22 protein-coding genes are annotated in these 26,376 nt (G+C 26.3%); 1 reads left to right on the top strand and 21 read right to left on the bottom strand.

Features of this window, described 5'->3' with window-relative positions; all coding sequences use genetic code 11:
* Positions 1 to 93: 93 nt before the first annotated feature.
* The 14 genes from RDY08_RS10155 to RDY08_RS10220 all read right to left on the bottom strand — a co-directional run bounded on the left by RDY08_RS10155 (position 94) and on the right by RDY08_RS10220 (position 16,851).
* Complete coding sequence (locus RDY08_RS10155; protein ID WP_307904320.1) at positions 94 to 915, bottom strand: hypothetical protein; 822 nt, start codon at positions 913 to 915, stop codon at positions 94 to 96.
* A 735-nt stretch (positions 916 to 1,650) separates the two neighbouring features.
* A complete protein-coding gene (locus RDY08_RS10160; RefSeq protein WP_307904321.1) occupies positions 1,651 to 3,204 on the bottom strand; it encodes an AAA family ATPase in 1,554 nt (517 codons plus the stop codon).
* Between the two features lie 178 nt (positions 3,205 to 3,382).
* Entirely contained in the window at positions 3,383 to 5,575 is a 2,193-nt protein-coding gene (locus RDY08_RS10165; protein WP_307904322.1) for an alpha-amylase family glycosyl hydrolase, read from the bottom strand.
* Positions 5,572 to 7,308: a hypothetical protein gene (locus tag RDY08_RS10170; RefSeq protein WP_307904323.1), complete on the bottom strand. Its 1,737-nt coding sequence runs from the start codon at positions 7,306 to 7,308 to the stop codon at positions 5,572 to 5,574. Before RDY08_RS10170 ends, RDY08_RS10165 begins: the two co-directional genes overlap by 4 nt.
* Positions 7,305 to 8,894, bottom strand: coding sequence for a secretin GspD/PilQ domain-containing protein (locus RDY08_RS10175; RefSeq protein ID WP_307904324.1), 1,590 nt, complete (start codon positions 8,892 to 8,894; stop codon positions 7,305 to 7,307). Before RDY08_RS10175 ends, RDY08_RS10170 begins: the two co-directional genes overlap by 4 nt.
* Positions 8,894 to 9,421: a hypothetical protein gene (locus tag RDY08_RS10180; RefSeq protein WP_307904325.1), complete on the bottom strand. Its 528-nt coding sequence runs from the start codon at positions 9,419 to 9,421 to the stop codon at positions 8,894 to 8,896. Before RDY08_RS10180 ends, RDY08_RS10175 begins: the two co-directional genes overlap by 1 nt.
* Positions 9,411 to 9,986, bottom strand: coding sequence for a type 4a pilus biogenesis protein PilO (locus RDY08_RS10185; RefSeq protein WP_307904326.1), 576 nt, complete (start codon positions 9,984 to 9,986; stop codon positions 9,411 to 9,413). Before RDY08_RS10185 ends, RDY08_RS10180 begins: the two co-directional genes overlap by 11 nt.
* Complete coding sequence (locus tag RDY08_RS10190; protein ID WP_307904327.1) at positions 9,964 to 11,565, bottom strand: type IV pilus biogenesis protein PilM; 1,602 nt, start codon at positions 11,563 to 11,565, stop codon at positions 9,964 to 9,966. Before RDY08_RS10190 ends, RDY08_RS10185 begins: the two co-directional genes overlap by 23 nt.
* 10 nt (positions 11,566 to 11,575) lie before the next feature.
* The gene (locus RDY08_RS10195) at positions 11,576 to 12,163 is read right to left on the bottom strand and encodes a hypothetical protein (protein WP_307904328.1); all 588 of its coding nucleotides are present in this window, start codon (positions 12,161 to 12,163) and stop codon (positions 11,576 to 11,578) included.
* Between the two features lie 17 nt (positions 12,164 to 12,180).
* Complete coding sequence (locus tag RDY08_RS10200; RefSeq protein WP_307904329.1) at positions 12,181 to 12,798, bottom strand: prepilin-type N-terminal cleavage/methylation domain-containing protein; 618 nt, start codon at positions 12,796 to 12,798, stop codon at positions 12,181 to 12,183.
* Between the two features lie 254 nt (positions 12,799 to 13,052).
* Positions 13,053 to 13,688 carry a prepilin-type N-terminal cleavage/methylation domain-containing protein gene (locus RDY08_RS10205; RefSeq protein ID WP_307904330.1) on the bottom strand — a complete coding sequence of 212 codons (636 nt, stop codon included), beginning with the start codon at positions 13,686 to 13,688 and terminating at the stop codon, positions 13,053 to 13,055.
* Positions 13,654 to 14,808 carry a pyridoxal phosphate-dependent aminotransferase gene (locus tag RDY08_RS10210; protein ID WP_307904331.1) on the bottom strand — a complete coding sequence of 385 codons (1,155 nt, stop codon included), beginning with the start codon at positions 14,806 to 14,808 and terminating at the stop codon, positions 13,654 to 13,656. Before RDY08_RS10210 ends, RDY08_RS10205 begins: the two co-directional genes overlap by 35 nt.
* A 160-nt stretch (positions 14,809 to 14,968) precedes the next feature.
* On the bottom strand, positions 14,969 to 15,973 hold the full coding sequence (tsaD, locus tag RDY08_RS10215; protein ID WP_307904332.1) for a tRNA (adenosine(37)-N6)-threonylcarbamoyltransferase complex transferase subunit TsaD: 1,005 nt from the start codon (positions 15,971 to 15,973) through the stop codon (positions 14,969 to 14,971).
* On the bottom strand, positions 15,970 to 16,851 hold the full coding sequence (locus RDY08_RS10220; RefSeq protein WP_307904333.1) for a DMT family transporter: 882 nt from the start codon (positions 16,849 to 16,851) through the stop codon (positions 15,970 to 15,972). The genes tsaD and RDY08_RS10220 overlap by 4 nt, the downstream gene beginning before the upstream one ends.
* A 233-nt stretch (positions 16,852 to 17,084) precedes the next feature.
* Here RDY08_RS10220 and RDY08_RS10225 point away from each other — a divergent pair, with 233 nt between their 5' ends.
* The gene (locus tag RDY08_RS10225) at positions 17,085 to 17,900 is read left to right on the top strand and encodes an SDR family oxidoreductase (protein ID WP_307904334.1); all 816 of its coding nucleotides are present in this window, start codon (positions 17,085 to 17,087) and stop codon (positions 17,898 to 17,900) included.
* A gap of 97 nt (positions 17,901 to 17,997) precedes the next feature.
* Here the strand turns inward: RDY08_RS10225 and RDY08_RS10230 are convergent, their stop codons facing one another.
* The 7 genes from RDY08_RS10230 to RDY08_RS10260 form a co-directional block, all read right to left on the bottom strand.
* Positions 17,998 to 18,924 carry a pseudouridine-5'-phosphate glycosidase gene (locus tag RDY08_RS10230; RefSeq protein WP_307904335.1) on the bottom strand — a complete coding sequence of 309 codons (927 nt, stop codon included), beginning with the start codon at positions 18,922 to 18,924 and terminating at the stop codon, positions 17,998 to 18,000.
* 423 nt (positions 18,925 to 19,347) lie between these two features.
* Positions 19,348 to 20,442 carry a PfkB family carbohydrate kinase gene (locus tag RDY08_RS10235; protein WP_307904336.1) on the bottom strand — a complete coding sequence of 365 codons (1,095 nt, stop codon included), beginning with the start codon at positions 20,440 to 20,442 and terminating at the stop codon, positions 19,348 to 19,350.
* Between the two features lie 222 nt (positions 20,443 to 20,664).
* On the bottom strand, positions 20,665 to 21,510 hold the full coding sequence (locus tag RDY08_RS10240; protein WP_307904337.1) for an alpha/beta hydrolase: 846 nt from the start codon (positions 21,508 to 21,510) through the stop codon (positions 20,665 to 20,667).
* A gap of 12 nt (positions 21,511 to 21,522) precedes the next feature.
* The gene (locus RDY08_RS10245) at positions 21,523 to 22,122 is read right to left on the bottom strand and encodes an outer membrane beta-barrel protein (protein WP_307904338.1); all 600 of its coding nucleotides are present in this window, start codon (positions 22,120 to 22,122) and stop codon (positions 21,523 to 21,525) included.
* Between the two features lie 165 nt (positions 22,123 to 22,287).
* A complete protein-coding gene (locus tag RDY08_RS10250) occupies positions 22,288 to 23,043 on the bottom strand; it encodes an NADH-quinone oxidoreductase subunit B family protein (RefSeq protein ID WP_307904339.1) in 756 nt (251 codons plus the stop codon).
* A gap of 385 nt (positions 23,044 to 23,428) precedes the next feature.
* A complete protein-coding gene (locus tag RDY08_RS10255; protein ID WP_307904340.1) occupies positions 23,429 to 24,955 on the bottom strand; it encodes a hydrogenase large subunit in 1,527 nt (508 codons plus the stop codon).
* Complete coding sequence (locus RDY08_RS10260) at positions 24,948 to 26,375, bottom strand: proton-conducting transporter transmembrane domain-containing protein (protein ID WP_307904341.1); 1,428 nt, start codon at positions 26,373 to 26,375, stop codon at positions 24,948 to 24,950. The genes RDY08_RS10255 and RDY08_RS10260 overlap by 8 nt, the downstream gene beginning before the upstream one ends.
* Position 26,376: the final 1 nt, after the last annotated feature.

Consider the following 26,376-nt stretch of genomic DNA (forward strand, 5'->3'; position numbering starts at 1 on the left):
TTTATAGGAATAGTCAATAACCATAAAGGCTCTTCTTTAATAAAATTTCTTATCAAAATAATACAACCATAAATTTACACTTTATTAGTGGCTTTAAAAAAACTCATATCCTATTCCAATATTATACGTTAATCCAAACCCAAAATTTATAACATCATTTTTAAATCCCTCACTTGTATAATCTTTAAAAAAAATAATTCCAGGAGATACACCAACCATTGTTTTTAATCCCGAATGGCTTAAATATTCCATTTCAACCCCTGTTTTTATTTCCGTCATCCCTATTCCATCTCCTGTTATTATTTCCCCTTCGTCATCCCATAACTCATTTTTATAAAACCAGCCTACTTCTCCTCTATTTAATCCAACCTTAAATTTCAAAAACATATTTTTATTTATTTTTGCAATTACAGCTTTTATATTTCCACCAAAAGTTAATGATATTGGTGTTTTTATCTCATTTACATAACTAAAGTCATTTCTAAATTCAACTTTTCCCATACCAAGATACAATTCTAATTCAATTTGGGATTTTATTCCATCTTTTTTTAAAGCTTTATACGTATAAAAAATTTTATAATAATCAATATCTTTTATCTCATTACTATAAAATACTGTAGAATAATCAAATTTAAATCCTGAAATTTCTTTAAATCCTTTATTGCTCACATAATAATTTGTTTTACTTACATATACTCTATTATCAATAGTCTCTCTTTCAGGTTCAGTTATATAAAATTCATCTTTTGTTTTATAAACAGCTTTTTTTACTTTTCTATCTTCTTTTTTTACTTTTTCAGTTTTTTTAAGAGCACTACTTAATGTTTCTTGCCTAATTTTTTTAGAAGTAGATGAACATCCTAACATAAAAAATAATGACATTGTAATAATTGCTATTTGGTAATTTTTCTTCATATTTTTTCCTCCAAAATTTTATTTTTATTTTTAGAATTTTTTTAATCTTCATTTAGAATATTTTAACAGATTTATATTTTTCTATAAACTTAAAGTTTTTTTATTATTATAGATAGTTTATAATAGTTGCAGGAAAAAGATAATAAAAAAATAAGATATGCGTCATCTGGTAGAGTATAAATATTTTTCTAAATTTTTGGATTCTGAAAAATTTTGCTTTGAAAAATCGCATATTTCAAAAAAATGGCGTAGCTTATTTTCTGAATAAATTTATACTTTCCTAACCAATAAAAAAGAGGGCAAACACAGTAGGTTGCCCCCAATGTCGTCAAGTTAACGATAATTTATAATTTTATATTGGGTTTACCAAAGGCAAAACCCCTACATTATAAAATAATACTGTAGGGGCTTGCCATTGGAAAGCCCAGTTCTTAGCTTGATGACATTGGGGGGTAAATACCAGTATCCGATTTAATACAACATTTGAAAACATTAACAAGTAAAATGTATAAAAATATAACAGATTTCGATTCTATATCTCTCCTATTTTTTAATTTAAAATATTATTCATTAGGCGGAAATGGATTCTATCACTACACATTCAATTATTTTTAGGGCTAAGAATTTAAAATTTGGAGTGGTAGACCTATGTGTCTACCCGAATGTAAACAATAATCAAAAGAGACCCCATCACCTCCAAGCATTAGCGTAGGTGGTAAAAGTCTTCCACTTTTCCTAAACAATTATCTCAAATATTTCTTTTCCTTCAACCATAATACTATCCTTCACATATTCTTTTCCCTTATTAAAATTATAAAATACCATATAACCTTTATCTAAATTTTGTGCCTCCAAATATTTACATAACTGTTCTCTTCCTTCTTGCTCATATTGTCCTCCACGCCATATTTTTAATTCTATTACAAATTTTTTCATATTATAGGTAACAACTATATCCATTCTATTTGATTCTCTTGTTTCCGATTCTACAAAATAAAATCCTGTTCCATTAATTATTGGCTTCAAAAAAGCTAAAAATAGTAGTCGTCCTTCTCGCTCTACAAATTTTTCATCTATTTTTCTATATTCAGCTTTCATCAATTCTTGAAACTTAGTCAATACCAATTCCATATCCAAATTCCCATCATCCTCTATAAATTTCGTTCTAAATTCATAAGTTAAGACTACACCTTTTTTTATTTCTCTATTTGCTATCATATGATTATAAATCAATATTTCAAATATTTTATTATCTATTTCTACTTTTTTATTCTTTTCTTTTATTATTCCATACATTTTCCCTATTGATACCATTTTATTTGTATGTACATAATCGACTTTATCATTTCCTAATATAACTTTTTCTATAAAATCATAAAACTCTCTATTATTCTCTATATTTTTTATTATATCATCAAACAATGTATTGGGATTTTCTAACGTAATTTTTATAGCTTCCTCTATCCCTTTTTTGGTAAAGTCTCTATTTAATTTTTCATCTATTACTTTACACAATTTACTTACTAAAAATGGATAACCGTTTGTATACATATATATTTTTTCTGACATCTCTTTTATATTCATTCCTGTTTTAGCATCGGCTTCATAATCTATCAACATCGTTGCTATCTCACGTGGATTAAAACTCATATCTATATCAAAGTCTACTGCTATATTCCACGGACTATTTAATGTTCTATTCTCATCTGGTCGCAGTTTCAACTTTAAATTCTTGACATCATGCACTCCTGCTAATATTACTGTATGAAATGTATTATCCAATCCTTCATTTCTACTTAAATATTTATCTCTAAGCATTCCTATAAAAGTTAAAAACAGTTGATTATTGCTACTTTTGTCTACCTCATCTATTATTAAAACTACTTTTTTATCTATTTTTTTAATTAATTTCGTTATTAATTTTGATAAATCTTTAAGTTTACCTATATTTTTTAACTCTAAATATAAATATTGACATATTTCTTTATTTTTATTTTCTATTTTATCCGCCATCATTTCTATAAAAGTTTTTGAAAAAATCTCTTCATTTTCAAAAGATTCATTTCCCATTCCTTCAAAACTCATCCTTATTAAAAAATAGTCTTTATTATTTTTCAATTTTTTCTCCAATAAATACATCATTGTTGTTTTTCCATATTGTCTTGGTCTATTTATTGTAAAATACTTTCTTTTTTCTACAAATTTCATCATTTCATTTAATTTTAAAGACGTATCTACCATATAATGCTCTTCTGGAATACAAGTTCCCGTTATATTAAATTCTTTCATTTTTACCTCCGCTAGTGTGGTCAAGTAGTGTTAAAAAAAGTTGCCTCACTATACTTTATATTTATACGTTATCTTTAACTTATTCATCAAAATTTACATTGTAACTTTTATAAACTTTCGACACTACCTTAATATCGAAAGCCGTTACTGAGATTTCCTCAAATAACGGCATTTTCTATTACTCCACTATATAAACTTTAGCACTAAACGCATCTAAATTCACCTTAAGCTTATTCCCATTTAAAACTAAATTCTCTCCACCATTCAATACCTCTTTATACTCCTCATTATAATTTTTATCAAATTTCAAACTATATTCTCCTGCTTTTCCAAAATTTAAAACTACAAAAGCTTTTTTACCACCATTTTCTACAAAATAAGATAACACTCTTCTTGCTTTTTTCTCTTTTCCATTTTTCATTTCATAAGCTGTAATAAATTCTGCTTTCCCTGTTCCAAATATATCTATATATTTTTCCCTTACTTTTATTAATTTTTTATATTCATTTAATAAACTTCCTTTTACTCCATTTTCCTCTTCTACTGATATTCCATCTACATTTTTATTATATACGCTTGTCCAAGATGTCATTCCAGCCCCTTTATTATTTTTATACCATTCCATTGGAGCTCTTCTGCCTTCATCTCCATCTGAACCTTCTCCCTTTTGCCCAATCTCATCTCCATAATATAAAGTTGGCATACCGTTTAAAGTCATTAATAAAGCTGCATAAACTTTTAATTGATTTTTAGGTATATATGTTGGGAATCTATCTAAATCATGATTTGATAAAAATCTAGCCATTACTGCATTTTTGGGCAATACTTTTTCTTCACTTTTTAATGTATCATCTACATCTTTAAATACTCCAGAAGTCATTGCTCCTTGCAATGAAAAATCAAATGCTGCATCAAATTCATTATCAAAATAAGGTGGTAATTTGTCCAAATCAGTCCAAATTTCTCCTAATAAAAGTGTTTTGCTATTTATTGCTTTTACTTTTTGTCTAAATAATTTCCAATAATTATGTGAAGGTCCTTTTGCATAATCCAATCTATATCCATCTGCACCATCATTCATATTTCCATCTTTATTTGGATCCATCCAAAATTTAGCAATTGACACTTGAAAATTTACAACATCTATATTATTTGTATTCCATGCTGGCATATGAGAATTTATAGTATCTCTTCTGTTATCGTCATCTCTAAAAAACCAATCATGATAAATTGTATTTTGTATATTCGAAAAATAGAACCATTTATCATATTTAGAATTAGGATTATTATGTGCATCTCTAAAATGTGGTTCTTGATTAGAACAATGATTTAATACAAGGTCTAACACTAATTTCATTCCTCTTTTATGCATCTCTTCTGCTAATTCTCTAAAATCTTCCACTGTTCCATAATCTTTATTTATTTTAAAATAATTTTTTATGTCATATCCATGATAACTCGGCGAATCAAATATAGGTGTTAGCCATATTATATCCGCACCTAAACTTTTTATATAATCCAATTTTTTTATTAACCCTTGTATATCGCCTATTCCATCTCCATTACTATCATAATAACTTCTCAAGAATATTTCATATATTACTTTACCTTCTGCCCATTTAGGAAATGGATATTTTTTTATATCTCCAACTTTTAATTTTACATTTTCTCCTGTATCCAAAGCAGATGGATCGACTTCTAAAAAATCTAATTTCCAATCTTGATTAAATCTTCCGTATCCTTTTTCTTTAGAATATACAGGTATCATCTGTTTTATACCTTCAAACGCAATTAAATCATATTTTTTAAAATCATACTCTTTTAATGCAGTTCCACTATTTCCCATTACTAATATCATACTATTGTTTAAATTATATAAATTAGGATAATAATAAGTTACTCCATAATTTTTTCCAACATACTCTTTTTTCCCAATTATAACTTTATCTCCATTTGCTTTTATAGTTAAATATTTATCCATTTGTTGTAATACTCTATTTGTTTTTGTATTCCCTATTAATATCAAATTATGAGAAGCTAACATCTCTTTTGTAACCTCTGTATCTTTTACCATTTTAATTCTTTTTTTCATTTTATTTTTTCTTGAAATATCTGCTTGTATTCCTCTTCCTATAATATACCCACCTCTATTTTTATCAGGATACACTATTAATAAATTCTTCCAAATATTTCCTTTATTTATATTACTGTACTCTGGTAATTTTGATGGAACATTAGAAAGGGTAATATCTGCTATTACTTTTTTCTCAACTTTTTTTACTACGTTTTTTGTTTCTTTTTTTACTTGTGGTGCTCCACACCCTCCTAACATTATTAATCCTACTGTGAAAATTGCCATTATTTTTTTCATTCTACATTCCCCTCTTCTGATTTTATTTTGTTATATAGTCCAATTATTTTAGTATAACTTTTATATTTTTTATAAATATGGTTTATATTTTTAAATGCTCTTTTTGTATCTCCAATATAATCATAATATTCTGCTAAATAAAAATATTCTGCATCTGTTTTATTTTCTTTGTTTTCTATTTTTTCTATATCATCTATATTGTAGTTTATAAAATTATCATTAAAATAGATATATTTAAAATTATTTATATCTGAAAATTTTAATTCAAACGGATATTTCTTTGCTGCACTTTCTTTAAATTCTTCTTTCCCTAAATTTATAAGTTTATAATACTCTTCATAAGTTAAATTACCTTTATATTTTAATAACTTTCCATATTCTTTTTTATCCATAAAATATTTTATAGCATCATCACTATATTCTTTTGCTGTTTCTATGTTTTTTTCCTCACAATATTCTATTATATATTTTTTATTATCTAATTTATCCAAAAAATCATATACCTCTTTATTATCATTGGATATTTTTTCATATTCATATATGAATTCTTCCTCTTCACTTTTATTAATTATAAAATTTTCCAACTCTTGTTTTGCTTTTTCTACATCTAATTTTTTTAATATATCTATCTTCTTTTCAAATAAATTTCTAGTGAACTCTTTTTCCAAAATTTTGTTTATTAATTCTAATCTTTTTTTATTTGTATCTGCTTTCATTAATTTCATTTTTAAAATATTTGTCATAAATTTTGAATCTGGATATTTTTCTTCGAATTCTTTTGTTAATTTATCAAAATCATCACTATTTATATTCTCAAATATTAATTTATAAAAATAGAAATCATTTTCAAGTGCTAAATTATATATAATTTTAAATTGTTTTGTTATAGTATATAGCTCATACATACCTTCATAATTTTTAGTTTTTATATAATAATTTAATGTTTTATCTATCTCTTTTTGATATTCATCTGTTTTTCCTGTATATTTTAAATAATATATTTTTTCAATTATATTATGAAAACTTATTTCTATTCCTAACTCTTTTGCTTTCGAAAAATATTGGAAAAATCCTTCCTTATCGCTTACTGCTTCTATATTATTATAATAAAAGCTTAATTTTTCAAACTTATTAGATAATTCAAAAAATATCTCTTGTAATTGTTTTTTTCCTTTCATATCTACTATTTTTAATCTATTTTTTATAATTATTTTTTCGTTATCACTCCATCTGTTTTCTTTATAATAATCATAAAAATCTTTTTCATAATCTAATAATGAAAATAGATAATCTATATTTGACACTTTATAACTGGTTTTATCTATATCCAACCCTTCATTTTCTATTAAATTATATATATAACTTTTTAATTTTAATTGTTTCCATAATGGCATATCTTTCATTAAATTATTTAATATCTCTATTTCATCTTTATATTCTCCTGCTTGAAATAATTTTTCTGCTAATTCTAATGTAGGTTTTCCTTTTTTTGTATATTCTTTTAAAAATTTTAAACTTAACTCTTTATACCCCAATTTGTTATAAACTTCAAATAGTTTTAAATAGCTATCTACAGAATCACTATTTAACATTGTTTCAATATATGTTGCAGTTTTTTGAGGAAATATTACTTCTTTCCCATTTATTTTAGTTACAACATACATATCTTTATCATAATTAGCATATATCATTGCTGATATTATACACATTAATAATATTATTGTCTTTTTCACTTTTCATCCCTCACTTCGCTTTTTTTTATTTCAATCTTTTTTATAAGTTTATCTTTAACTTTTTTCCTGTTTTCTGCATTAACTTCATTTAAATTAATATTATTCATAAAATTTCTAGTTTTTATTATTTTAGGTGTTATAAAAATTATAAGATTCGTTTTATTATTATTTTTTATTTTACTTTTGAATAATTCTCCTAATATTGGAATATCTCCTAATATTGGAATTGAAGTAATTGTGGTAGTAACTCTATTTTTTATTAATCCGCCTATTACTAATGTTTGTCCATTATTAATTATAACATTAGTATCTGCACTTCTAGTCGAAATCATTGGTACATTGTCAGGCGTATAACTACTTACACTACTAACTTCTGGAGTTATTGACATATTTATTTTCCCATCTTCTGTTATTACTGGCGTTACATTTAGTTTTATTCCTACATCTTCAAATTTATATGATGATACAGCTGTATCTCCAGTTCCACTTGTCTCCTTATATGGTACTTTGTCTCCTATATTTAAAGTTGCTTTTTTCCCACTTATTGTAGTTATATTTGGGCTTGACAACAAATTTGTATTTGTATTTGTTAATAAATTTTTATATAACATTTGAAAATTATCTATATCTAACATTCCAATTTTCAAAGCCAATCCATCACTTGCCCTATTAGCTGTAGTTGTATCTCCAACTCCTAATTCAAAGTTATTTCCACTAACTTTATCTTTTGGTAACACATATGTCCAATTTAATCCTGCTGTTCCATCTTTTCCTTCTGCTACTTCTACAATTTTTGCTTCTATTGTAACTTGTAATGGAGGCACATCAAATTTTTCAAACACATTTTTAATATCTTTTACATCTTGTTTTGTTCCTTTTATAATTACACTATTTAATGTTTTATTCATTGTTATTTTTCCATTTATCTTTATATCCAAATCTCTAATTATTCCTATTAAATCTTCTGCTTTTAAATATTTCGCATTAAATATTTCTGTTATTTTATCCTCTTTTACTTTCTCTTTTCCTACATCTAATTCATTTATTACCATTTCTAAAGTTTTTATTTCATCTTCATCTACCCAAGCTAAAATTTTTGATTCATTCTCTTCTCCAATTATTTTATCATCTTTTTCTAAAATTTCTTTTAATTTAGAGATAATATCATTAATATTCCCTTTATAAATTTTATAAACTTGATATATTTTAGTTTTTTTGACTATTTTAGCCTTTTCCACTTTTTTAGGATATAATTTTTCTGCTTCCTGATAAGATATTACTCTTATTATATCTCCTACTTTTACATAGGTATAACCGTTTATTTTTAATATTTCTTCAAATGCATCATCCACTGGCACATTATTAAAACTAACTGTTACTTTTCCAGTTACATCATTGCCTGCTATTAAATTTAAGTTAAATTTTCTAGATATTATTCTAATTACATCTAACAAATCTACATCTTTAAAATCTATTGTTATTTTCCTATCTTTAGCTATTAATTCCCCTCTATAAGTAGCTCCAAAACTTAAATATGTCAATAATAAAAGCATTATTATTAATATAGGGTATCTTTTTTTATCCATTATTCACCCTCCCAGACATTTAATTTTATTATTTTTCCCAAACTATTTTTTACTATTACTTCTGCTTTGTTTATTCTCACTATTTTAAAATTCCCCACTTTATCTCCCTCTTTTAAAATCATTCCATTATTTAATATTATAGATTTATTTCCTCTATCTGAAATTGCTATTCCCATCACTTTAAAGTTTAGTTCTTCTTTTATTTTTTCTTTTTGATTATTAACCTTTTCTTTTGTATATAAATATTTTGAATTAAATATATCTCTTACTATTATTCTTGTTTTTATTAACTCTTTTTTATTAATCGCATCTTTTTTTGTTGCCTTATTTTTCAAATCAACTTGTTTTTCTTCTTTGATATTCATAGCTTTATTATCTTTTTTATTTAATATTTTTTTTGTTATATTTTTATTTTGAACTGATTTATTCTTTTTAGTAGGGAAAAAATATATTATTCCTGCTAATAATAAACTTACTAAAATCAATATAATATAAAAATTTTTTTTGTTATTAATTTTATTCCCCATTTTTATCACCCTTTTGCATTATAATAGTATGTATTGTTATTGTAGAATTTACTAATTTACTATTTTTCTTTACTATTATATTATCAATTATTAGTTTTTTACTTAAATTGTTTAAACTATTCAAATAATTTAGCAAATTAGAATAACTAGAACTAATATTTAATTTTATTACAAATTTTTTATAAAATTTTCCATTTTCTTCCATAAAATCTACTGTTTTAAATTGAATTTTCCAATCTTTTCCTTTTTGAATAATTTCATTTCTTAAAAATTGTTTTTCTGAAGAATTAATATATACCTTCTTTAAATTATTATACTCTTTCGTTTTATTTTCTATTTCTGCTTTTTTATCTTTTAATTTTGACATTTTCCCTACTGATTTTGCATATTCAAATTTATAATTTAACAACTTTTTTTTATTAATTGCAATATTTTCTATGTCATTTTTAAATATAAAATTATAAGAAAACGATATTAAAATCATATATCCAACTATAATTAAAGCTCCTTTTTCTTTGTCATCTTTTGAAAGTTTTGAAAATTTATTTTTTATTTTTTTTAACATTTTCAACCTCCAAGTCTAACTTTATTGAAAATTCAGCTCCATTTTTTTTCTCAATTGTTGCTTTTTTCATCCAATTTAAAACTACATTTTTATATTCTTCTTCTAGTCTCCTAAAAAAATCATTTATATAAATTTCAGGAAATCCATCTTCTGATATACATTTTCCATTTAATACCACTGTCCCTTTATTATATTTTATTGAAGTAAAATATATTCTTTCCACAGCTATCTCATTTAATCTATAAAAAAAATCTATTATACTATTATCCTTATTTAAATTTTTTATATTTTTTATATCTTCATCTAATTTTAAAGTTTTTCCATCTAATTTATCATACTCTTTTACTAGTGGCTGTAATTCTTTTGTCATCTTTTGAAATTTTACCAACTCTTTTTTTGATACAATATTTTCCCACATTATAGTTAAATATATTACCAAAACTGGCAAAATAAAAATTATAGCAAAAAAACTAATTTTTTTATATTTTTTTATATTTTCTATCTTTTTTTTATCTTCTTCCCTAACAAATTCCATTGGTGGTTTTGTCATTAAAATTGTTCCTAGCATATCTGAAAAAATCATACTTTTAGCTAAAAAATCTTCTGAATCTTCTATGTCTAATTCTGCAACCCCACTATAAGCTTCATGATTATACATTGAAAAATCTCTCATAAAAAAATCTTCCATTCTACTAACCTCAAAGATTTCTCCTGTTAAATATATTGTATTAATATCATGCCCTCTATTATTATTTTTGAAATATATTATTGAATTCTCTATCTTTCTCAACAAATTATTTCCTAAAGTTTCATATATAAAATTTATTTGTCTTATCTCATCTTCATTACTATTTTCATTTTTGTTTATTAATTCTTCTGCAATATCTTTATCTATGTAACCATATATTTTCATTTTTTTTAATGCTTCTTCTCTAGAAATTTGAAAATTATTCATTATACTTTTTACTATGCTATCCCATCCAATTGGAATTTCCCTATAGACTTCCAATATTTTTTCTTTATATATCATAATAATTGTATTAGATTTTGAAACATCTATTAAAACACTGTTTTCTTCTTCTTTAGTTCTTTTTTTAAAAATTCTGTCTAAAGAAAAAACTTCAAAATCTATTCCTGATAATTTCACATTTAATCTCTTAAAAAAATCTATATCATCCTTTGATAATAATATATAAAATATACTATAAAATCTTTTACCTTCTACTTCAATTTCTCCCAAATTTTGATATACCAAATTTGATAAATCTCTATCAGGAAAAATTTTCCCGACTTCTCTTTTTACCACTTGTTTTAATTCATCTTCTGGCATAATTGGTATTTTAAGACCTCTACAAGGAATATTTGGAAAATTATATTCTAAATATATACTGTTTTTTCCCAATTTTTTATCTTTAATTTTATTTTTTATAATATTTATTATATATGATTTCTTATCTTCTACATTATCATCTATTTCTATAATTTCATTATATAAAATTTTCATTCTTTTAGATTTATCTATTAATATAAATTTTATTCTATTTATTTCAATACTAATAATTAAACTTTTTTTCTTCATTTCCCCACCTCTATTCATAAAAAATTCTAATAATTACTTTATACACTTTATCTCTATTTGTTAGTTCCCCATTAAATCCTGATTTTAATTTGATTTTATATTCTTTATTTAATTCCCCATTTTCTTGTGAAATATATGATTTTGTTAAAGTTTCCCCTGCTTTTGTATCATCTATTACTGTTAAACTTGATTCCTCCTTTTTTATATAGTCCAATTCCCAATTTGCATTTATATTTCTTTCTATAACTGTAATATATATTTTACTTATGTTCGTTATAGTCTCGCCAGGAATCTCTTTCATTTTAAAAGTAAACTCTTTTATTTTATTATTTACAAATATATATGTTTTTACTTTTGACATTTTATGTCCTGGATTATCTGTTAAATCTTGTGACCAATTATCATCTCCTGTGCTAATTTGTTCCTCCATTACAACATTTGAAATTCCATCTGCATTAGCATCATCTATATTTATTTGTTCTGTTGAAATTCCACTTTCTAATCCTTTATCAGCTATAGAGCTTATTCCAATACCTATTATTATTAATACTATCATAAAAAATATAACAATTATTACACTTGAACCACTATTTTTCATGAAAATTCACCCACTTTTTATTTGAATTTAAAACCAGTAGAAAATTTTAATTCAGGTGCTATTTTATTATCAGATATTGCTCCCTGCTCTTTTATAATTATTTTCATATAATCAGCATTAACTAAATCTCCTGTATTTGGATTTTCAATTACTGTAGTTACATCGCTATTGTTTGTTTTATAAAATACAAATTTTACACTTGTTAATTTTACACTACTTTCTGCCCAATCTGTTCCTTTACTCCTAAATATTGGAATATTATCTCTATAAAAATTTTTGCCTTTTCCTAAATCACTGTTATCTTCTGTTGTATCTCTTGTGCCATTCCCATTTTCATCCCACCAGTACCAATAATAATTATTCTCTTTATCCTTTATTCTTACCCCTACTACATTTCCACTGTTGTCTTTTACTATATCATTTAGTTCTGGTGTTACTGTCAAATTACTTTCTATTAATTTATTCTCTATTCTCTTTAAAACTGGCTTTATCTTTGTTATTGAATCTGTTATTTCTACATTCATTGTATATGCTTTAGTTGCGAAAATAATTATTTTGCCAATTCCTGCCATTATAAATCCCATAACAGCTATTGAAATCATTAATTCAATTAGTGTAAATCCTCTATTTTTCATATTACACCTCTATTTTTTTCTTGGTAGTGTCAAATAAAGTTAATCCAATTTTTTTGAACCACTAAGGAACAATTAAATACATCAACGCAGAGCCGCAGAGAAATCAGAGTTTACACAGAGAATAAGAAAATATCATAGCTTATTTTCTGAATAAAATTTATACTTTCCTAGTAAATTAAAAAAATTAAAAAGTTTATTTTCTGTGTACGTTTTTCTCTGCGAGTTCTTTGCGAACTCTGCTCCTCTGCGTTATACTATTTTTTCTTTAAATACCAAATCAAAACTACTCTATTTTTTGTATTATAATTATTATTGATATTATAAGAATCTTTGTAATAACATTCAACTTTCACTTTTTTAGTGTCTGTAGTAGTATCTATAGGTGCTGGTGTCAAGTCAGAATCATTTACATATATTACAGATACTTTTCTATAATAATTTTTATCTTCAGGCTCTTTATTTGAATCTAATCCATTAAAATCTAAAATCCCAATTCCAGATTCATTATATCCATTATAATCATCTATATCATCCCAATCATTCTCTGCTCTGTTTATAGAACTTTTGTCCTCATCATCTTCTCTTACTATAATTGCTGTTCCCGTCTCTACTCTACTCCACTGCCCTGCATTTGGAGTATCTCTTTTTTTCTTTTTCTCATCAAATCTCTTTAATTTTATCTCTTCTAATAATTCTTTTGCATAATGAGAAGCTACAAATTTTCTTTTCCCTTCAATTGTAACATTTGTATTATTTGCTATTACCTGCAGAAAAGGAAATACTGCCAATGTTAATATTACTATAGCAATTAAAATTTCCACTAATGTAAATCCATTATCTTTTCTATTCCCTAATTTATCTTCTAGTTTCTTTCCCAATTTTCTTTTCATTTTGCAAATATTCACCTAGCCTTTTTATTCCCTCTTCTAAATTCTCAATAGAAACAGCATATGATATTCTAATAAATCCCTCTAAATTAGTTCCAAAATCAATCCCTGGAGTTACTGCCACTCTAGCTTTTTCTAATGTTTTATATGCAAATATTAAAGAGTTATTTGTATATTCTCTAACATCTATAATTATATAATAAGCTCCCAAAGGATTTGCTGCTACTTTTAATCCCCATTTTTTTATTTCAGCAAGAGCAAATAGCCTCCTTTTATTATACTCTTTTACCATATTATTAATTTGTTTATCTACATTTTCATTTGTCAATGCTTCTATTGCAGCATATTGAGATATTGTATTTGCTGAAATAAAGAGATTCTGCTCCAATTTTTGAGTTAACATAATATATCTATCTGGAATAATTAAATATCCCAATCTCCAACCAGTCATTGCAAACAGTTTAGAAAATCCATTTAATGCAATTGCATTCACTGTATAATTTAATATTGTATCATATTGTTTCCCCTCATATACCAGCCCTTGATAAATTTCATCAGATATTATTGTTATTCCTAATTCTGCAAGCTCCATATAATCTTTTTTCTTTAATACTACACCAGTTGGATTCCCTGGACTGTTTATCAATATTGCTGCTGTTCTATCTGTTATTTTTTCTTTTATCTTTTCTATATTTATACTAAATCCATCTTCAGAAGACAATTCATAATAAGATACTTTTCCATTTAAAAATTTTATGAAATTAGGATAACAAGCATATCCTGGATTTGAAACTAAAATTTCATTTTTTCCACTAAATTCCATTGCAGTATATACTGCCAGTAAAAGCGCAGGACTTGTTCCTGCTGACACAACCACATTTTTATATTTTAAATTAGTTCCATACTTTTTATTATAATACATTGCAATAGCTTCTCGCAACTCTTTTTTCCCCATACTATGCGTATATCCTATTTTTTCTTCTTTAATTGCTCTTATTCCTTCATTTTTTATCTCTATTGGCGTATCAAAATCTGGTTCCCCTATCTCTAGGTGGATAATATCTTCCATTTCGTTGGCTTTTTCTAATATATCCATAACTTTAAATGATTTTATTTCTGCCATATTTATCACCCCTATATTTTTGAAATAGAGTATATTAAAAAATCTAATTCAAAATTTTCGCCGAAAAATCGTTAAAACATTCGATATTTTCAGCTCGATTTTGAAAATATTTTCTACATATACTATAGTTAAAAGTAATTTGTTTGCCAATACAAATTCTCTAATCTAATTCTCTATTAGCAATTCCATTTAAATTTAATTTAGCCATCTCTATCCCTCTATATTTCACTTCATAATACGCTGCTGCTGCTATCATCGCCCCATTATCTGTACATAGTTTTAACGAGGGATAATATACTTCCATTCCATTTTTTTCTCCTGCTTCTTTCATCTCTTTTCTAAGCAATGAGTTCGCAGCTACTCCTCCTGCTAATAATATATTTTTCACATTTTTTTCTTTTGCCGCTTTTATTGTTTTTTCTACTAAAATATCTACAACTGTCTCTTGAAAACTTGCAGCTATATCTTCTATTATAACCTCTTTTTTTTGCATTTTCATTTTATTCAAATAATTTATTACAAATGTTTTTACTCCACTAAAACTAAAATCATATTCACCTGGAACTTTTGGTTTTGTTATTTTTAAAAATTTTGAATTCCCTTCATAATATAATTTATCTATTTTTGGTCCACCAGGATATTGCAACCCTAATACTCTTGCTACTTTATCATAAGCTTCTCCCACTGCATCATCTATTGTTCCACCTAAAGATTCAAATTTATACTCTTCATCCATATAAACTATATTTGTATGTCCACCTGAAACTACTAACACTATTGCTGGCAGCTCAATATCTTGCTCTATAAAATTTGAATAAATATGCCCTTTTATGTGATGTACTGGTATTAATGGTATCCCACTCCCATAACTTAACCCTTTTGCCACAGAAACTCCTACTAAAAGAGCCCCTATAAGTCCAGGTGCATAAGTTACTGCCAAATAATCCATATCCTTTAATTCAAAATTTGATTCATCCAACGCTTCTTTTAGTACCGCCATAATATTTTTTATGTGATGCCTAGAAGCTATTTCTGGCACAACTCCGCCATATTCTTTATGTATATCTATTTGAGAAGATATTATATTTGAAAAAATCTTTTTCCCATCTTCTACTACTGCAATTGATGTCTCATCACAAGACGTTTCTATACCTAGTATTCTCATTTTGATTCTCCTTTATTTATGTTCTTTTTAAATAAAAATTTTCTTTCTGGAATTAAAATTATACTCATTCCAATTATTATTAATATTATTCCTGTAAAAAAACTAACTTTAAAATTTTCTTTTAATATATAATACGCAAATATAGATGCCAAAACCGGCTTCAAATAAAACATTGAAGACCCTGCAGATACTGGAATTTTTCTTAAGCCATAAAAATAAAAAACATATGCAACTCCAGTTCCTAAAATTATAAGATATGCTATATAACCTATATTTTTTGAAAAATTTAAGATATTATAACTTTTTATAAATGGCAAATACCATAATGAACCTGTGAAAAATACAAAACCTGTTGTAAAAAACGGTCCATATAATTTTATATATTTTTTAGCTAAAACTATATATGCTCCAAAAGATGTAGCAGAAATTAGCATTAAAAGAGGCCCTGTTAAACTCTTAAAATTAATTAAATCAAATCCAAAACAAACTATATACGCTCCTATAAATCCAATAAAAATTCCTATTCCTATTTTTGTATTCATTTTTTCTTTTAATATTAGCCATGCAAATATTGTAGAAAAAATTGGATTTAAGCTAAATATAACAGCTCCTCTAGCTGCATCTATATATTTTAGACTCAAATGAAAAGCTCCAAGAGATATGGTTACACCTAAAATCCCAAGTAATGTCAATTTTATAAAATCATTCTTTTTTATTTTCTTTATTTTTTTGAAATCAAATGAAATTAATACAATTCCACTTAAAAAAAATCTCAAAAAAGCTAAATATATAGGGTCTATGTCATTACCTATTATTTTCGACACAACTTCTATTGTACTGAAAAATAAAATTGTAAAAAATATTGCTAAATATCCCATTTATATCCTCCTCTTTCTCAGAAAAAACATATTTTGTTTTATAAAATCTATTTTTTCTTAAAATTTTTAATTTTATCTATTATTTCTCTTATATAGTATAACATATTTATTAGTTTTTTTTTAGTTTTTAACAATCTTTTATTTGCTTTTTCTTTATTATTATTGTAAACTTATAATATAAATATATAAGTCACTTATTTTTTAAATATTATTGGCTTAAAGGAGATGAAACTATGAATAAAACTATCTTTGTAACTGGCTCTTCTTCTGGTATAGGAAAAGAAACAGTTAAATATTTTCAAAAAAAAGGGTGGAATGTAGCTGCCACAATGAGAAGCCCTGAAAAAGAAAAAGAATTAAACAAATTAGAAAATGTAAAACTTTACAAACTTGATGTTACAGATAATGATTCTATTCTTAGTTCTATAACTTCTGCAATTAATGATTTTGGTAAAATTGATGTGTTACTAAATAACGCAGGATTTGGAACTAATGGAATATTTGAAGCAGCTACAGATGAACAAATATATAGACAATTTAATGTAAATGTATTTGGTGTAATGAGAGTTATAAAAGGAATTTTGCCACATTTTAAAAATAACAAAAGCGGAACTATTGTAAATATTTCATCAATGGGAGGATTGGTTACAATACCTTTATATTCGCTTTATCATTCTACAAAATTTGCAATTGAGGGATTTATAGAATCTCTACAATTTGAATTAGCTACTTTTAATATTAAATTAAAATTAATAGAGCCAGGTGCAATAAAAACAGATTTTTATTCTCGTTCTAAAGAGGTTTTAATGAATGATAATCTTAGCGAATATAAAAATTATTTTGATAAAGTTACTAAAAATATAGATAATGCGGGTAATAATGGATTGCCTCCAATTGCTGTAGCTAAAAAAATATATAAAGCTGTTACTGATAATAGTAATAGATTAAGATATTCAATTGGAAAAGAAGCTCCATATTTGATTGCACTTAAAAGGTTTATTCCTAACTGGATAGTTTTTAAATTGACGAAATTTGTTATGGAGAAGTGAAATTGAATTGTTTAAGATAAAAATTATTAGCCTTTTACATATTTTCAACATCAGGGCGAACAGATAGGTTCGCCCTGATATAAAATTTTTCCCTCTTCTATCCTAATTCAGAATATTCTTTTGCTATTTTTGCTGCAACTTTTGCATTATTATAAACTAATTTTATATTTGAAGCCAAACTATCTCCACCTGTTAAATCTTTTATTTTAGATAATAAAAATGGAGTGCTTTCTTTTCCTTTTATCCCTTTTTCTTTTGCTTCTTTTACTGCTTTGTCTATTGCTTCATTTATTGTGTAATACTCCATTTGATACTCTTCTGGAATTGGGTTTGCTATTATAAATCCACCTTTTAATCCTAAATCCCATTTAGCTTTCATTGCTAATGCTACTTCTTTTTCCTCTTCTATTTTATAATCTACATTAAATCCGCTTTTTCTTGTATAAAATGCAGGTAATTCATCTGTTCTTACTCCTACAACTGGCACCCCTTTAGTTTCTAAATATTCCAAAGTTAATCCAATATCCAATATTGATTTTACCCCTGCACAAATTACTGCAACATCTGTATTAGCTAATTCTTCCAAATCTGCTGATATATCCATAGTTGTTTCTGCTCCTCTATGCACACCGCCTACTCCTCCTGTTGCAAAAACTTTTATTCCGGCAAGTGCGGATATTATCATTGTAGATGCTACTGTAGTTGCTCCATCCATTTTTTTTGCTATTATAAATGGTATATCTCTTCTACTTGCTTTCGTTACATTTTCCCCTGCTTTTCCTAAATATTCAATTTCATCTTTTGTTAATCCTGCTTTTAATCTTCCATTTAAAATTGCAATTGTTGCTGGAATTGCTCCATTTGCTCTTACTACTGCTTCCACTTTTAATGCTGTTTCCACATTTTGAGGATATGGCATTCCGTGTGATATAATAGTTGATTCTAACGCTACTACTGGTTTCCCCTCTTCTATAGCTTTTTTTACCTCTTCATTTACATCTAAATACTTTTTAATATTTAACATTACTTCATCTCCCTTTTTATATATTATATTTGTATTTTATCCAGTTATAAATCACGCTCTCATTAAATTAAGAATAATTTCCAAAACTAAAAGATTCAGCACAAAGAAAGAAGATCACAAAGAAGCACAAAGAGAAGCTTATAAAATTAATTTATATATTTCTATCTCTATAATAAAAAAATTATTAACTAAAAAATAAGCTACGCTTCAGCTCGTAAAGTGTAAATATTTCCCTAAAATTTTGGTTTCTGAAAAATTTTGCCTTAGAAAATCGCATATTTCAAAAAAACTGCATAGCTTATTTTCTAAATAAATTTATACTTTCCTAATAACTAAAAAAATGTTTTCTTCGTGTATCTTAGCGTTCTCCTTTCTTTGTGCTGAACGAATTACCGCCTTTATGTATTGTCAATTTCTCTTAATCTAACGCTCTAGTTCTCTTTCAATTTTATGTATCTCCTCTACTGATAGCTTAGGATTTATTGTTTCTTCACTTGAAATTGCTACAATACTTGCCATTGCGCTAAATTTTACGCTTTCATATATATCCAATGAATTTATATGCGAATACGCCAGTCCTGCTGCAAAAGCATCTCCTGCTCCACTTGCATTTACCATTTTTACTTTTTTAGTTTTGAATATACCACTTTTTTCTTCATTTTGATAATAAACCCCATCTTCTCCTAATGTTATTATTACTGTTTTTACTCCTTTATTTATAAAAATATCCCCTGCTTTTTTCAAATCTGAATCTGTTTTTATTTTTATCCCTGTAAGTATTTCTGCTTCTATTTTATTTGGCTTTATTATTTGAAAATATCCAATTATATCTTTTATTTTCATAGCTTTTGAAGTAGATACTGTGTCTAATAAAAATTCTGTATCTCCGCTAAATTCTTTTACTATATATTCGATTGTTTCTTTTGGTATGTTTGTGTCTATAACGCATAAATTAGAATTTTTAATTATTTTATCTTTTGTTTTTATAAACTCTACATTCATATTTTCAAAAATATCCATTGCAGCAATTGCAACATCCATATTTCCATTTTCATCTAAAATAGACAAATATGTAGAACTATTACTATTCTTCATTATCAAAGAATTCTCTATTTTTATCCCAACTTCCCTAGAATGTTCCGTTATATTGTCAGCGTATATATCGTCCCCTAAAACTGTTATTAAATTTGTATCAATCCCTAATTTAACTAAATTTTCTGATATATTTCTTCCAACACCTCCCAATGCCAATTTTATTGCGCCAGGATTAGAATCATTTTTTATTAATTTCTTAAAAGGAAACCCATAAATATCAATATTTGCTCCGCCAACTACACAAACATATGGATTTTCTCTTACAATATATCCTTTTCCTGTAATATAACCCTTTTTTATCAAATTACTAATATGAACTGCAGCTCCTGACCTTGTTATCCCTAATTTTTCAGCTAATTCTTTTTGAGAAATAAGAGGATTTTTTCTTATTTCTTCTAATATTTGATTCTCTCTATTTGTCATCATACCTCCTTTTTCCAAAATTAACAAAAGTTTAGCTTGTTAAACTTTTGTTAATTTTGATTATACAACATTTTTGTTATATTTTCAACTCTTTTTTATAAAAAGTTGTAGAGGAAATGTTGCACGTGCCAAAATATCAATAAAATCAAAAAAAGCAAAAGAATTAAATCTTTTGCTTTTTCCCAAAATTAATATTTTTTATATTTTCAATTTTTATTATTCCTAATTATCACTAACCATCTTTATAATCTCAGCTTTTGTTTTATCATCTAATTTTTCTCCAATATCATCATGTCCTGCACCTTCGACTATCATAAGCTTTTTAGTCCCTCTAGCTTTATTAAATAGATCTTTTGAATTACTCGGTGATACCATTTTATCATTAGAGCCATGAATGAATAGTACATTGCTGTTTATTTTGTCAATTTTATTAATATTGTCATATTTGGCATCAGATATCCATGATCCTGGTATATCAAAACTTGTGAATCCTTTTAATTCATTTGTAAAATCTGTAAATGCAGACATAGTAATAAGAGATTTTTCATTCTCTTTAGTTGCTAAATCTATAGCCACTGCACTTCCAAGCGAATGACCCATAATTATTATATTCCCATCTTTAAATTTACCACTATCTATTGTTAATAAATAATTATAAGCATACTGGGCATCTTCATATGTACTTGCTTCTGTTGTTGTAAATCCTGATGACTGTCCATATCCTCTATATTCCATTGCAAAGAAATTAATTCCATTTTCATAAAAGAAATTTGCCATCTCTATTTGAGTTCCTTTATCTATTCTCCCACCATTTCCATGAAAAAACAGAACAATTTTATCTTTGTAAACATCATTTTTTCCTTTTACATATAATCCATAATTATCACAATTTCCATAATTCATTTTTACAAGTTCCCAACTATCTTTTGGAATTTTTAATTCAGAAAAGTTATAATCACTATTTTTGCTATTCCCAGCAAATAAAACGCTTCTTTCCATATCTACACATGAAACTGTATTTATTATTAATACAAAGCCTATAAAAATATTTTTCATAATTTTTTTCATAATTTATCTCCTTCATTGTTTTATTGTAGTCCCAAACATAATAACTGGATATCCGAAATCTGCCATCATATTTTTATACCCTATATTATTTACACCAATTTCTAAATCTAATGCCCATTTTTCTCTAATTTTATATTCAACTCCAAGTTTAATATTTGTTTTTAAACTAACTTTTTTTTCATCACTTCTAAACTCAGTTAATTCTTCAAAGACCATATATCCACCCCATTTTTCACCTTCATATTTTGGAACAAATCCAATAACAGGATAAATTTTTATATCTGATGTTTTCAACGAATAAAGTGTTGGAAATGATAGATATCCATTTAAAGTTGGTCTTTTTCCATTTTGTTTTATTATATTTTTTACCAATGCAGGTTCAAACATAATAATATTTTTTGAAGCAAATACAGGTGAAGTTATATTCATATCTAAATTTAATTTATCATTAACTCCATATTTTACTCCGCCACTTATATTTGGAGATGAATTCATTCCTACTGCTATTTCATAAACAACATCATCTTTTTTTACCATATTTTTACCAACTGATAAACCTGTACATCCTGTTATTAGCAAACATAAACTCGCTACAACTATTATTATTTTCACTTTGCCCTCCTCTTTCTGTTTTAGAATATTATGTTTTATAATACCACTTATAATATTTTTTGTCAAAACGTTTATAATAGCAAAAACAGCGTAGCTTATTTTTTGAATAAATTTATACTTCACTAATAAATAAAAAAAAGAGCTGTATAATTACAGCCCTTTTATTTATTTATCTTTTTTAAAGAATTTAACCAAAGCATATAAAAGTGTCATAGGATGTGGTGGACATCCAGGAACAAACAGGTCAACTTTAAATAGATTACTTACACCATTTAATTGCTCTTTATTATCTCTAAATACTCCTCCAGATAATGCACAAGCTCCCGAAGCTATTACAACTTTTGGATTTGGAACTGCCTCATACGCTTTTTTTAACGCATATTCCATATTTTTAGTTACAGGCCCTACAATTAATAATCCATCAGCATGTCTTGGAGATGCTGCAAATTGTATCCCAAATCTTGACAAATCATAAACTGGAGTATTTAATACATTAATATCTGCCTCACAAGAATTACATCCTCCAGCTGAAACAACTCTAAGCTGCAAAGCTCCTCCAAATATTTTTTTAAAATATTCTTTACTCTCTATTTCCATTTTTTTATTTTCTTTATCTATTATCAAATCATTTTCATTTGTAACACCCATCTCAAAATTTTGAGAAAATTTAACAAATTCTCCATTAGCAACTCTTTCACATTCACCACAAAAAGTACATTTTCTCAAATCAATACTTTTATTTTCTACATTAATAGCATCTTGAGGACATATTTTTGCACACTCTTCAACTACTTCTTTAGAACATTCAGGATTAATTACCGGTACTCCTCTATAATTTTTAGGAAGAGAAATTTTCCCTTTTGGATATTTAGATGTTCTATTCCCTTGCTCCGCTCTATTTTTAATTATATCTATAAACATTTTTATTACCTCACTTTTTTATGTTTTTCTTATATTTATTATTACTACTTTAATTCTTTCAGCACAAAGACGCAAAGAACACTAAGATACACAAAGAAAACATTTTTTATTATTTGCGTATAAACGGATTATCCCTATATATAAGCCCCTCTTCGTGACCCTTTGCGCTCTCCTTTCTTCGTGCTGAATCTTTTATTCTTTTCTTATATTTACTATTAATACTTTAATTCTTTCAGCACAAAGACGCAAAAACTCTAAGATACATTAAGGAAACATCTTTTATTATTTGCATATAAACGGATTATCCCTATACATAAGCCCCTCTTCGTGACCCTTTGCGCTCTCCTTTCTTTGTGCTGAATCTTTTATTCCTTTCTTCATCTCCCTACAAATCAAACCCACAATACGACAAATTAAAACTTTTATTACAAACAGGAAAATCAGCTATAGCTTCATTTCTTAATGCAAATGCAAGTCCATCCCAATTATGAAAAGATGGGTCTTTTATCTTATATCTCAATATCTCGCTTTTAGAATCTGTAATCACACAATGAGAAAGCTCTCCTCTCCATCCTTCCTGCATTGTTACAACCAAACTATTTACCCCTAACTCTATCTCTTTTTTCTCCTCATTTTCACTCTCTTTTTCCCCATAAAATTCCAACTCTTTCAAAAAACGTTCTACCAATTCAAATGACTCTTTAACTTCTCTATATCTCATTAATGCTCTAGCTAATACATCTCCTGATTTTTCTCTTATTTTCTCAACTTTTACTTTTTCCCAAATTCCAGTTGGAAAACTATCTCTTACATCATATTTTATTCCACTTGCTCTTGCAGTAAATCCAACCATTCCAAGCTGTTCTGCTGTTTCTTTGTTTACTTTTCCTGTATCTTCAAATCTTCCAACTACTCCTGCTTGTGCAAATATCATATCCCCAACATGTATAGTCTCTTTTTTTAGTTGCTCCAATCTCTTTAAATAATCATTTTTTTGACTTTCACTAATTTCAAATCTTGCTTTTTTAGCTCTTATTAATCCTTTTCCAAATCTATTCCCGCAAATATCAAGCAATATATTTAAAAAATCTCCTCTCATTCTCCCATAATATGCTGCTGGTGGCAAAAATGCTACATCTCCACTAAGAGCTCCTAAATCTCCAACATGATTTGCTATTCTTTCTAATTCCAAAGCTATTCCTCTTATTAAAAGTTGATTTTTATCTAATTTTATATCTGCCAAACTTTCTATTGCTTCTGAAAATGCTATTGAATTCCCAATTGTTGTATCCCCTGCCACACTTTCTATTATTAATGGTAATTTTTTCATAGATGCTTTTAAAAGTTGCTTTTCTACTCCTCTGTGTTGATATCCATGTTGTATTTCTAAATGTAAAACTTTTTCCCCTATACAATTAAATCTAAAATGACCAGGTTCTATAACTCCTGCATGAATTGGTCCCACTGCTACTTGATGAATCTCTTCTCCTTCCACTTCATAAAATGGATAATTTCCAGGAATAACCTCTTTATAATCATTTTTAAAAGCATCCTTTTTCCCAGTATAATTTTTGTGATATCTTAAAGATTTCATCCAGGGATGATTAATTATTTCTATTCCAAATTGTTCTGCTAACTCTCTTTCAAACATATTTAGTTGTGGAATTTTATTTGTTAAACTTTCATATTTATTAGGTGCTTCTGTTATTCCTAACCATAATTTTTCTGTTCTTAATATTGCTACTAATTTTATTTTTTTATTTTCATCTTTAAATCCAAAATATTGAACTATTTTTGCATTTTTTTCAGACAATTCTAACATTTCATTATAAAAATCTTTAAACTCCATTATTGTAATATTCTCTAAATTTATCTTTTCTCCATTTTTTATATTTATAAATTTATTATTCATGAATCATACCTCCAATCACTGCTACTGCACTTGTCATTATATCTGAAATTTGGTTTATTTGCATATAACAAAGCACCAAAGATGTAAATAGCAATATATATTGTGGATAAACTCTCCATCTGTTTTCTTTTACTTTAGGCTCTACTTCTGATTCTCCAAATGACATTTTTACCACATATTTTGAAAGTCCTGCAAATATTAAAATTAAACTTAACACAAATATTCCAGCACTTATATATGCACCTCTTCTTAATGCACCCAAAACTATAAAAAACTCACTAAAAAATAGTCCAAATGGAGGAAATCCAGCTATTCCAATAAACCCAGCAAACATTATAATCGCTGTTTTAGGTAAAAATTTGAATATATTTCCAACTTTATCTATTAATTTAGTTTTATAACTCATTAGCACATTTCCTGCTGATAAAAACAGAGAAGATTTTATCAAAGCATGATGAACTAAATGAAACATAGCACCATATGCAGCTATTCCGCCTATTCCTGTTCCAAATGCAATAATACCCATATTTTCTATACTTGAATAAGCCAACATTCTTTTATAATCATATTGTTTTAATATAAATACCGCTGCTACAACTGTTGATAATAGTCCTAATATTATTAATGATACATCTGCAAATTTCCCTAATTCTGCCAAATGCAATATCCTACTCATTTTAAATATTCCCAAAAATGCTGTATTTAACAAAGCTCCTGAAAGTAATGCTGAAGCTGGACTTGGAGCTTCACTATGTGCATCTGGAAGCCAAGTATGCATTGGAGCAAGTCCCATTTTTGTTCCATACCCAATTAATATAAATAAAAATCCTATTTTTAACCAATCTTTATTTAATAACATTGCATTTTTTTCTAATTCTGTAAAATTCAAATTTATACTTAATCCAGCTTTATCTCTTGCTATTGCTATTAAAAATGTTCCAAGTAGCGCTAATGCAATTCCTACAGAACACACTAACACATATTTCCAAGTTGCTTCTAATGCTGTTTTTGTCTTATGAACATATATAAGTGGAGCACTTGTTAAGCTTGTTGCCTCTACCGATATCCAAAACAGTATTAAACTATTTGAAATTGCAACAGAACTCATTGATGCTAAGAAAAATAGCATAGAACTTGTAAAAAGTTTTTCATTTTCCATCTTCTCTTCTTTTAAATAAGAAACTGTATAAATTGATATCATAAAAAAAAGATATGATGTCACCGCTAAAACTAATATTCCTTCTGGTTTTATTCCTACATATTCATTAAATAATGGAACTGAAATCCCCCTCCAAATTAAAATTGTAAATATAATGTGAATTAAACCAGTAATTGGCAAAAGCCATCTTCCATATTTGTTTTTCACCAATAATGATAATATTCCTGCTATAATTGGTATTAAAATAACTAACTCAGCCATA

Source organism: Haliovirga abyssi (assembly GCF_030295325.1).
Lineage (GTDB): Bacteria > Fusobacteriota > Fusobacteriia > Fusobacteriales > Haliovirgaceae > Haliovirga > Haliovirga abyssi.